This is a genomic window from Mesobacillus sp. (genome assembly GCF_047739415.1).
Lineage (GTDB): Bacteria > Bacillota > Bacilli > Bacillales > Cytobacillaceae > Mesobacillus.
Map to the genome: position 1 here is coordinate 1 of NZ_JBIQOE010000208.1, position 10,889 is coordinate 10,889.

8 protein-coding genes are annotated in these 10,889 nt (G+C 42.9%); 6 read left to right on the plus strand and 2 right to left on the minus strand.

Features of this window, described 5'->3' with window-relative positions:
• Positions 1-1,042 (plus strand): HD-GYP domain-containing protein (locus tag ACH0QE_RS16515; RefSeq protein ID WP_415801671.1); only part of this gene is annotated, 1,042 nt, incomplete at its 5' end.
• A gap of 126 nt (positions 1,043-1,168) precedes the next feature.
• Positions 1,169-2,347, plus strand: coding sequence for a hypothetical protein (locus ACH0QE_RS16520; protein ID WP_415801672.1), 1,179 nt, complete (start codon positions 1,169-1,171; stop codon positions 2,345-2,347).
• A gap of 35 nt (positions 2,348-2,382) precedes the next feature.
• On the opposite strand, the gene ACH0QE_RS16525 is transcribed toward ACH0QE_RS16520, so the two are convergent.
• Positions 2,383-3,435, minus strand: coding sequence for a M20 family metallopeptidase (locus ACH0QE_RS16525; protein ID WP_415801673.1), 1,053 nt, complete (start codon positions 3,433-3,435; stop codon positions 2,383-2,385).
• Positions 3,436-3,844: 409 nt separating this feature from the next.
• Between ACH0QE_RS16525 and ACH0QE_RS16530 the strand changes: the two genes are divergently transcribed.
• The 4 genes from ACH0QE_RS16530 (at position 3,845) to ACH0QE_RS16545 (ending at position 9,595) form a co-directional block, all read left to right on the plus strand.
• The gene (locus tag ACH0QE_RS16530) at positions 3,845-6,232 is read left to right on the plus strand and encodes an immune inhibitor A domain-containing protein (protein ID WP_415801674.1); all 2,388 of its coding nucleotides are present in this window, start codon (positions 3,845-3,847) and stop codon (positions 6,230-6,232) included.
• Positions 6,233-6,581: 349 nt separating this feature from the next.
• Positions 6,582-7,724 (plus strand): DEAD/DEAH box helicase, encoded by a 1,143-nt coding sequence (locus ACH0QE_RS16535; protein ID WP_415801675.1) that lies wholly within the window; start codon positions 6,582-6,584, stop codon positions 7,722-7,724.
• Positions 7,725-7,948: 224 nt separating this feature from the next.
• Complete coding sequence (locus ACH0QE_RS16540) at positions 7,949-9,436, plus strand: amidase family protein (protein ID WP_415801676.1); 1,488 nt, start codon at positions 7,949-7,951, stop codon at positions 9,434-9,436.
• 24 nt (positions 9,437-9,460) lie between these two features.
• Complete coding sequence (locus tag ACH0QE_RS16545) at positions 9,461-9,595, plus strand: hypothetical protein (protein ID WP_260983522.1); 135 nt, start codon at positions 9,461-9,463, stop codon at positions 9,593-9,595.
• 316 nt (positions 9,596-9,911) lie between these two features.
• Here the strand turns inward: ACH0QE_RS16545 and ACH0QE_RS16550 are convergent, their stop codons facing one another.
• Positions 9,912-10,778: a YitT family protein gene (locus tag ACH0QE_RS16550; protein ID WP_415801677.1), complete on the minus strand. Its 867-nt coding sequence runs from the start codon at positions 10,776-10,778 to the stop codon at positions 9,912-9,914.
• Between the last annotated feature and the right edge of the window lie 111 nt (positions 10,779-10,889).

Genomic DNA, 10,889 nt, shown 5'->3' on the forward strand with positions numbered 1-10,889 from the left:
CTATAGATATTATTATCATCTTTTAATCCTATTGTTATTACCAGGTGTGTTTCTATTGTTGAAAAAAGGAAAACTTTATTCAGTTAAGTTTATTTTTTTTCTGGGATTTATAGCAATTACGATACTCTATGATTCAGTAACATACTTAGGCAATGATGCAAGCTATGACGGTGGAAATATCGTTGAAGTGTTCCTCATTCTCTTTGCGCCTATTTTTGTAAATACTTCTTTTTTTTGGACAGTTTCACTAGGAACTATTTTTAAATACTCGTACATAGGATTATTACTTAATACAACCGTAGTTTTATTTCCGATAGCGGTAATTATAATCCTATCATTATTAGGATTCATCATTTTAAGGAGATATCAAGGATATGTGGAAGCTATTAAAGAATCCTATGATAATCAACTATCTGGAATTGTTAAAGGAGTTATAGCAACTCTTGAGTTAAAGGACCCTTATACCAAGGGTCACAGCGAAAGAGTAGCATACTATGCAAACTCACTCGCTAAAGCTACTGGCAGATTTACAAAAGACCAACTGCGTTCCTTTACATATGCGTGTTTATTACATGATATAGGGAAAGTGAATATCCCTGATTCAATACTTATGAAGCCTGGGAAATTGACAAAAGAAGAATACGACATTATTAAAACACATCCAGCGGTAGGGGCAGAAGCCGTTATCAAGGTGAATGGACTAGGTGACAGTATTGATATTATAAAGTCTCATCACGAAAGGTGGGATGGCAAGGGATATCCTGAACAATTAAAGGGAAATGAAATTCCTTTTTCAGCAAGAGTAGTGTCTATAGCGGATGCTTTCGATGCTATGACTTCCTCCCGGTCCTATCGTTCAGCCATGCCTTTTGACGTAGCCTACAACAGGATAATAGAAGGGCAAGGTACCCAATTTGATCCTGAACTTGTTGAAAAGTTTAAGGAAGTTTTTTCAGAATGGACTGCATTTCATACGAATTCCGAGTGGAATGATAATCATTTTGATCAAAAACATAATAGTTTAGAGGAGGTGAGAGCATGAAAATACGTAAGCTAAACAAAATTAAAACTACATGTTGGTGGTGCCCATTTTCTAAACAATAATTAAGGAGGGGGATGTTAAGTTCTGCAAACATCCCCTTTACATTACTTTGATAAGGTGATAGGTATGGTTTTTACCTATGAAACTCATGTTACACTTATACAACTAGCTATTCGAAAAGATCAAAAACATTATATTGTTGAAGATGTAATGAATGGCGAGTTTTACGAAATGCCAGAAGTTTGTATTTTTGCTATTGAGCTAATCAATCAAAAAAAACCTCTTAATGAAGTGGAAAGAGCATTGATTGGTAGATATCCTGAAGAGGATATAGACATACTGGACTTTGTCTCTCAACTCCTTGAACTTAATTTAATTAGCGAGTTAGATGGCAAAGAAATATTGAGTAGTTCAGTGCAGGAAAAACAATCTGGCTTCTCCTGGATCCCAGAAACCCTAGGCCAATTCTTCTTCAATCCCATCAGTGCGAAGTTGTACGTTCTTTTACTCATTGCAAGCGTAGGTTTGATCCTGTTCCAACCGAACTTATTCCCCCGCTATTCGGACCTATTTGCATTTGACCTGATGTTCCAAAATGTCCTGGCCTTGCTTGTGATCAGCTTCTTCCTTGTAATCCTCCACGAATTCGGCCATGTGCTTGCGGTCTGGTCTGAAGGGTTACCGGCGAAGATAGAAGTGGGGAACCGTCTGTTTTTTGTTGTGTTGGAGACGGATATGTCTCAGGTGTGGAAGTTGCCTTCAGAAAAGCGCAATAAGCTTTATCTGGCTGGGATGAATTTTGATATTGTGGTATTGTTCCTAGCATTAGTAGCTCAGACCTTCACGAGTGAAAGTACTCTTACGATGGGGGTATTGAAGTTGGTCGTACTTAACACATTTATCCGTCTTATTTATCAGGCTGCTGTGTTCATGAAGACCGACCTGTATTATGTACTTGAAAACCAAACAGGCTGTTACAATCTTATGGAAAACGGTCGAAACTTCCTATCGAAGTGGCTGCCTTTTCTAAGAGTACCAGAAACGGAAACATTCGCAGGAGAAGAGAAATTCGTTCGCAGATATGCTGTTTTTTACCTTTCAGGCATCCTGCTCACCCTGAGCATCACCGCCTACTACTACATCCCACAATTGATCTTCGCTATAAACGAAATCATGATGCCAGGATTCTTGGAACCAATCACCAGCATCCGATTTTGGGATTCGGTTGTCTTTTTGCTGCAAATATTGTTAGTTTCGGGTTTATTGCTTTTCTCATGGACAAAGAAATATCGTTTAAGCAGTTAAAAAGACAGCCACCCGGCTGTCTTTTAGTTTTAGCTTTAATATGTTTTCACGTAATCTATTAAAATATCTTTATACTTTTCAAGAGATTCCAGCTCGACAAATTCGTCATCTCCGTGCCAGTTTGCCCCGCTTGGCCCGAACTCAATTGCCGGGATTCCGTGTGCGGCGAAATACTGGGTATCTGCTGCCCCATGTTGGCCAAATATCACAGCTTCACCAGCAATATGTTTTTCCAAAACAGGTTTCAGCTGTGTGATGAATGGGTCATCCTGCTTTGTCGCCACAGGGATTCCTTTCAGGCTGACTGTAACTTTTCCATCTGAAATACCTTTGATTTGCTGGACAATCATATCGGAATCTTGTCCAGGAAGATAACGGATATCAAGGGACATGACGCAGTGATCAGGTACCTTATTAAAAACTTCACCACCCGAGATGATGGCAAGATTAATCGATGGTGCCTGATAATATTCCGAACTTTCTTTTGTAAAAGGCAGTTCAAGCAGTTTCTCGTAAACTCGGTAGGCTTTAACAATTGCATTGTCGCCCTCCCACGGCCGGCTGCCATGGGCGGATTTTCCGGTGACCTCGACTTCAAGCCTCAATACACCTTTTGCCTGCAAGGCGATCCCCAGCTGTGTCGGTTCAGAGGAGATGACAAAATCCCCACGGTATTCATTTTCCACAAGATAACCTGTACAATTTTTGCCGCCGATCTCCTCGTCCGAAACAATCTGCAGCTGGATTTTCACTCCGAGTTTTTGATTCTGCAATTCTTTCATCGCGACCATCATCGCTGCAACTCCAGCTTTCATATCAGCTGCGCCCCTTGCGTAGATCCGGCCATTTTTTTCAACGGGTACGAACTGCTCCTTTTTACCGCTGACCACATCAACATGGCCGTTGAATACGATTGTTTTATCTCCCTCGCCAATCTCACAGACGAGCATTTTATATCCATTGTTTTCAATCAAATTAGGCTTTAATTCATGCTCAATGAGCCATTGTTTACAAAACTCTACCGCCTGATTGGCACCTTCCTTTGTGGAGCTGTCAATCAGAATCAGTTCCTTCAATAATTCCTTCATAGTTCTAACACTCCTTGAAAAGGTTCTACAATACATTACCACAGGCAGTGGAGTTCAATCGTTAATGTAAATAGTACCAATTAACTTTGAATTAATCCTTAATTATTTTTTAGAATTAGTAATTGGTTGCTAGTCTATTCGAATCAAATTTAGAGACACGAAGAAAATTTCCCAATATATAACTTTATTAAAATAGTTTTATTTACACTTACATTTGAGATGAAAACAGGATGAATGATGCAGTTTCTTTTTAAAATTAAGGTTTTTAGGCGAAATACGACTGAATTTATAGATAAATATTACTATATTTTAAAAATTTACAATATTTTAAAACCTTGCTACAATTTGTATCAGATTCTTCAGAAAATATGAAAAATCGAAACTTGGAAAATAGCAGGGGGTTATCTTTTTGAAGAAGAAAAGTTCGTTGAAGGTTCTTTCAAGCGTGGCGGCAAGTGCTGTCTTCGCTTCTACTTTGTTTGCGGGTTCATTTGCTGGACCAACTGCAGCTCCTAAAAGTGTGGAAGCTGCGACAGCTCCTGTATCTGCACCTATAGACTTGAATATCGTTGACCAGGATCGTCTGGCAAAAGCTTTGCAGGAACGCGGGCTAATCGCTAAAGGCGCTTCACCGGAAGAAGTCAACAAAGCGGTAACAGAATATATCCAAAAGAAGCAGGGTACTAAAGCCGGCAAGACGGATAAGCACACTGCTGAAGATGAAATGGCCAAGAAGTCCAAGGACTTTTTAACAAAGCAAAAGGACAAGCTCACTAAGCAGCTTGAAAAAGGACATGATAACTACAAAGCGGGCAAGCCTACTGGATACGCGAAAGTAGATCCTGCGAAACAGGCTGATTACAATGGTACAGTTCGGGAAGATAAAGTTCTTGTTCTTTTGGCTGAATTCGCAGACTTCAAGCACAATAGCATTGAGCAAGAAGAAGGCTATATGTATTCAGACGACTTCAGCCGCGAGCAATATGAAAAAATGCTGTTCGGAGACGAAGAGTTCACTTTGTTCAATGGTGAAAAGGTCCAGACTTTCAAGCAATATTATGAAGAGCAGTCTGGCGGCAGCTACACTGTCGATGGAACTGTAACTGACTGGGTTACTGTACCCGGCAATGCTGCTGACTACGGTGACGACGATCCAGAGGGCGGACATGACAACAATGGTGAAGATGGCCCTCGTAATTTTGTAAAAGACGCATTAGCAGCAGCTGTTGCAGATGGTCTGGATCTATCAGAATTCGATGAATTCGACCTTTATGATTTAGACGGCGACGGAAACCAGAACGAGCCGGACGGACTTGTTGACCACTTGATGGTCCTTCACGCTGGTGTCGGCCAGGAAGCTGGCGGCGGAGCGCTAGGTGACGATGCAATCTGGTCACATCGCTGGGTACTGGACGGAGTGTACGATGTTCCTGGAACAGAAGGCACAGCCGCAGTTCCTTATTGGGGCGGATCAATGGCGGCCTACGACTACACAATCGAGCCTGAAGATGGAGCGGTTGGAGTATTCGCACACGAATTCGGACATGACTTGGGTCTTCCAGATGAGTACGACACACAGTACACTGGACAAGGCGAGCCAGTTGCATCATGGTCAATCATGAGCGGCGGCAGCTGGAATGGAGCAGTAGCAGGTACAGAGCCTACAAGCTTCTCTCCACAGAACAAGGAATACTTCCAGAAAATCATGGGTGGCAACTGGGCTAACATTACGGAAGTTAACTATGAAGATATCGATGCGAATGGTTTGACTGCGGTAATCGATCAGAGCGTAACAAAGTCAAAGAATAACGGCATTGTAAAAGTGAACCTCCCTAAGAAGAAGGTTCAGGGCATCAAGCCGGCATTCGGCGAGAAGTACTACTACAGCACAAAAGGTGATGACCTTCACACTGCATTGGAAACACCTGTATTCGACCTGACATCTGCAACTACAGCTACTTTTGACTATAAAACATGGTACGAAGTAGAATACGATTATGACTATGTATTTGTAAATGCAGTAACAGAAGACGGCACAGAAGTTGAGTTGGACGTAATCGGTGACGAAAACACTGCAGGCGGAATGGAAACAACTCAAGGGCAGTGGGAAGACAAGTCTTATGACTTAAGCCAGTTCGCAGGACAGAAAGTGAAATTGACTTTTGATTATGTAACGGACGGCGGCCTTGCTCCTGAAGGTTTCGCAATGGACAACCTGAGCCTGACTGTTGATGGTGAAGTTGCTTTCTCTGATGATGCAGAAGGTACTCAACAAGTTACTCTTGATGGTTTTATCTCAACAAACGGTTTGTTCGATAAAGACCACTACTACTACCTCGAATGGAGAAACTACGCTGGCGCTGACAAAGGTTTGATTGAAGGCCGCGGCGTTAAGTACAACACTGGTTTGGTTGTATGGTACGGTGACGACAGCTTCACAGACAACTGGGTTGGCGAACACCCGGGCGAAGGCTTCATCGGTGTTGTTGACTCTCACCCTGAAGCGATCGTTGGTAAGCTTAATGGACAAGATTCTATAAAGAGCAGCACACGCTACCAAATCTCTGACGCAGCATTCTCACTTGATAAGGCACCTGAATGGTATGTAGATTCTCCTTCACGCGGAATCTATGACTACGAAGGCCTTCCAGGGGTGACAACGTTTGATGACTCTAATAAGTACATCAACGAACTGATTCCGGATGCAGGTAAAATCTTGCCAAACTACGGATTGAAGTTCCAGGTCATCGGCGAAGCGAAAGATAACTCTGCTGGTGCAGTGTGGATCCATAAATAAGAAAGAATTCTAAGACATCGGGCGGTTACTCGCTCGATGTTTTTTTGTGATGTGGGAAGACATCGTGGGATTACTCGCTCGATTTTTTAAAAATATTATATATTTTTCCAAGTCGCTAATAAAATCGGATTTTCGCCAATATATTAAAATTTTCGCCAATAAAGTTGTGAAAACCGCCAATAAAATAAAATTATCGCCAATAAAAATTAATAATCGCCAATAAAACGGAATCAGGCAAAAAACAATCTATAATAAAAGGTGCAAAACTCCATTTTTCGTGGGAATACTGGACTTATAATCGTGTTTTAGCTAGTATCAATACTAGAATGTTTAACTGAAGGAGAAAATCATGTCAGAAACTCAACTAATTATCGCACAACTGAAACCGTTCCTGCAGCAGGCCTGGGAAAAGGCCGGATTCGAGACGATGACTTCTGTCCAGTCGACGGCGATTCCATTAATAATAGAAGGAAAAGATGTCGTAGGGGAATCTCCGACTGGTACTGGCAAAACTTTAGCGTACCTGCTTCCTGTTTTAAATAAAATCGACGCTAATATGCAGAATACCCAGGCAGTCATCCTCGCTTCATCACAGGAGCTTGTCATGCAGATCCTGTCAGAAATCCAGAAGTGGGGAGAAGGCAGCGGAATCAAATCGGCAAGCCTGATCGGCGGCGCCAACCTAAAGCGTCAAATTGACAAGCTGAAAAAGAGCCCGCATATCATCGTCGGAACTCCCGGCCGGACGAATGAACTCATCAAGCAGAAAAAACTGAAAATGCACAAAGTCCATACAGTCGTCCTTGATGAAGGCGATCAGCTTCTTACCCCAGAGCATAACGAAACGGTAAAAAGTATTGTAAAGTCGACACTTGCTGATCAAAGACAGCTTCTGCTATTCTCAGCAACTCTTCCAGAGACTGTTGAAAAATCAATCAAGAGATTGGCGAAAGATCCAGAGATTATCAATGTAAAAAAGGACGAAACAATCGATGCTGCAAAAGTAGAACATATTTACTTTCTCAGCGAGCAGCGTGACAAAATCAAAGTTCTTGAAAAAATTGCCCGTCTGGATGGAACGAAGTCACTTGTTTTCATTAAGGATATCGCGAACCTGACCATCACTGCTGAAAAACTGAAGTTCAAAGACATCCACGTCGGCCAGCTGCACAGTGATCTGGACAAGCAGGACCGTCAGCGTTATTTGAATAAGTTCCGTGACGGTAACAGCGAAATGCTGCTTGTCACCGAAGTCGCAGCGCGTGGCTTGGATATTAAAGGTGTCACTCACGTTGTCCACTATGATTTCCCGCGGGAGCAGGACCAATACGTCCACCGCTCCGGACGCACAGGCCGCTTTGGCGCAGAGGGGACCGTTATCTCGATCGTCAACGAACGTGAAGAACGAGATTTGAAAAGGTTTTGCAAGGCACTTAATATTACTCCAGTGCAAAAAGAATTTTACGGTGGTAAAATTGTTGACCCAGAATAATTAGCATCGAAGCTATAGGACCTTTTCCTATAGCTTTTTTACTGTAAATAAAGGTTTTTTTAAAAGAAATCAGAATATATATTCCGTAGTTAAATTTTGAAGGCTTTTTACAAAGCTTGTTGCTTACCATTTACGCATCGATCTTCGTTTGGATCTCTTTTTGAGATGGTTATGAACCAAAATGGTTTTTAAATAAAAGCCCTATTTGAAAGGAATTGTTGAATTTGAAAAATCCACGTTTAAATACATTGATGACAGAGTGGCTGCCTGAAGCAACGATTGATCAGATGCAGGAGAAAATGGAGAAGGGCGAGCTGTCTTCTCATGATCTTGTCCTGATGTATCAGGCTCGAATCGCCGCTTTTGATAAAATAACCAACTCCGTGCTTGAACTCAATCCAGATGCACTTCACATTGCAGCTGCCCTTGACGCTGAACGAAAGATGAAAGGTCCAAGAGGCCCTCTGCACGGCATTCCGGTACTTGTAAAAGATAACATTGATACAAACGATAAGATGCATACTAGTGCTGGTTCGCTTGCATTGAAGGATTCTTTTGCTCAGAAAGATTCCTTTGTCGCTGCAAAGCTGAGGGAGGCAGGCGCGGTCATTCTTGGAAAAACAAATATGACTGAGTGGGCAAATTTCATGGCAAATGGGATGAAGAGCGGCTACAGCTCACGCGGAGGCCAGGTGCTGAATCCGTACGGTCCCGGTAAGTTTGATGTCGGTGGCTCAAGTGCCGGTTCCGGCGCAGCGATCGCTGCCAATCTAGCTGCAGTAACGGTCGGAACTGAAACAGATGGCTCAATTTTAAATCCAGCATCGCAAAATTCATTGGTTGGCATCAAGCCAACAGTTGGACTTGTCAGCCGCAGTGGCATCATACCGATTGCCCACACGCAGGACACGGCTGGTCCAATGGCGAGAACAGTCAAGGATGCGGTGTACCTTTTAGAAGCGTTTGCTGCCCAGGATCCGCAAGACCCGGCAACGATGGTAAGTTTACCTGAATTCAACCACGATGCTCTTTTCGATGCACAAGGTCTTAAAGGAGCGAAAATTGCTGTTGTCAGGGAAGAGTATATTGGCAAATGGACTCAGGAAAAGGAGCAAATTTTTCAAAAAGCGGTTGGGAAATTGGCGGAGCTTGGCGCAGAGGTAGTTGAAGCTGCAATCCCGGCGGCAAAGGCGACTTGGGGATACAAGGTATTGAGCTATGAATTCAAAGCTGACTTGAATGCTTATTTGAACAGGCTGGCACCGAATGTTCCAGTCAGGACGCTTTCTGATGTGATTGCCTTCAACTATGAGCATGGCGAGAAAATGCTGAAGTACGGGCAGGAAGTGCTGCTCGAATCGGAAGAGACAAGCGGAACTCTGACCGAGGCTGAGTACCTCGAAGAACTGGAGTATAACCTTTACATGGCAAGGGAGCAGGGAATTGACTATGCTTTGAAGGAGTATGATGCCGACGCTGTCCTTTTCCCGATGGATGGTTCCACGATTGGCTCAAAGGCAGGGTACCCATCTGTTACGGTCCCAACTGCTTTTACAGAAGAAGGCGAGCCAGTCGGCATCACCTTCACCGGTACTGCCTTCAGCGAACCCTTGCTGATCAGGCTTGCCTATGCATACGAGCAGGCAACCAAGGTGCGCCGGGAGCCTGAACTTAGAATAAACGCCGAGGAAAAAAACCATACTACTTCATGAATCCATCAAAAGGAGCGAGGAAGCATGGGTAAACAAAAGCTCGGTAACGGAAACGCCCAGCGCAACAACAACAAGAAAAAAGGCAACAATACACCCGAAGAACTAGTCGAATTCACAACCGGCCAGAAAGAAAAGAAATTCAACAATCCGATTGATTAACAGCAAAGTGCCCCGGCGATTCTTCGCCAGGGCACTTTTTATAGCTGTTTTATATCGAAAATAAGATAAATCAGCAACATTCGGATGCAAAATAGATAACAGGCACGAAAAACTGGTCACATTCGTTAATACATTTGTGGAAAGCAGTCCTAGATAGAGCTCATTCAAAATTTTATTGGCGGAAAATTAAATAATTCGATCACATTTAATGTTTTTTTGACCACATTTTGAATTATATTGGCGGATTTTTGATTTTTTCGATCACTTTCAAGGATTATTCGACCAACTGCTAATCCACCGATTTTCTACCAGCTCATTAATGCCCGCCACTCTTATCAAAATTGCTTCCCGAAACGTCGGCGACATTCTCAATCGCGACCAGCGCGTTTGGGTCGATATCATCGACAACTGACCTTACTGTAGATAATTCAATCCGACTCACGATGGTGTAGATAATCTTCTTCGGTTCATTTGAAAATACGCCCTGGCCCTGGATGTAGGTCATTCCCCGGCCTAATTGCTTGAGCAATGCCTCGGCGATTTCTTCAGGGACGTCGGAAATGATCGTGACTGATTTTAGCTCTTCCATCCCTTCGACGACGACGTCAATCATTTTGAAGGCAATGAAATACGTGATGATGGAGTACATGGCCGTTTCCCAGCTGAACACGAGCAAAGCTGCCAGGACGAAGATGAACAAGTTCATCACCATGACGATCTGCCCGACAGAAACGGTGCGCTTTTTGCTTACAAGGATGGCGATGATTTCCGTTCCGTCCAGTGCGCCGCCAGCCCTGATGACCAAACCGACACCCGTTCCAAGGATAACCGCACCAATGATGGTTGCTAAAAATAAATCATCCGTTACAGGTTCAAAGTGGTGTAAATAAGCAGTCGCGCCGGATAAAATAATGACGCCATACAAAGTGCGAAGCGTGAATTTCAAGCCCATCCTCCGATACCCGATATAAAGGAAAGGAAGGTTAAAAACAATCAGGAAAATACTCATCGAGATGTTTGTCAGCTCCGCTGCGATAATCGAAAGTCCGATGACCCCACCGTCAAGAATTGCGTTAGGAACAAGAAACATATCAAGCCCAAAAGCTGCGATAATTGCTCCGATTGTTATCGTCACAAGCTGTGTGACCTCTTTGATCACTCTTTTTTTCTTCGTTGCTGCCACTAAATATCAAACCCTTTTCTATTAAAATAACTTCTATGAATTAGTAATGTATGTACTATACTTATTGTATCAAACTTAAAGTTTATCTGGTATTTTTGCATTATATATCCA

Bases quoted from the DNA above. Each gene is read 5' to 3' on its own strand.
- ACH0QE_RS16520 (WP_415801672.1), top strand. From the start codon at position 1,169: ATGGTTTTTACCTATGAAACTCATGTTACACTTATACAACTAGCTATT.
- ACH0QE_RS16525 (WP_415801673.1), bottom strand. From the start codon at position 3,435: ATGAAGGAATTATTGAAGGAACTGATTCTGATTGACAGCTCCACAAAG.
- ACH0QE_RS16535 (WP_415801675.1), top strand. From the start codon at position 6,582: ATGTCAGAAACTCAACTAATTATCGCACAACTGAAACCGTTCCTGCAG.
- ACH0QE_RS16545 (WP_260983522.1), top strand. From the start codon at position 9,461: ATGGGTAAACAAAAGCTCGGTAACGGAAACGCCCAGCGCAACAACAAC.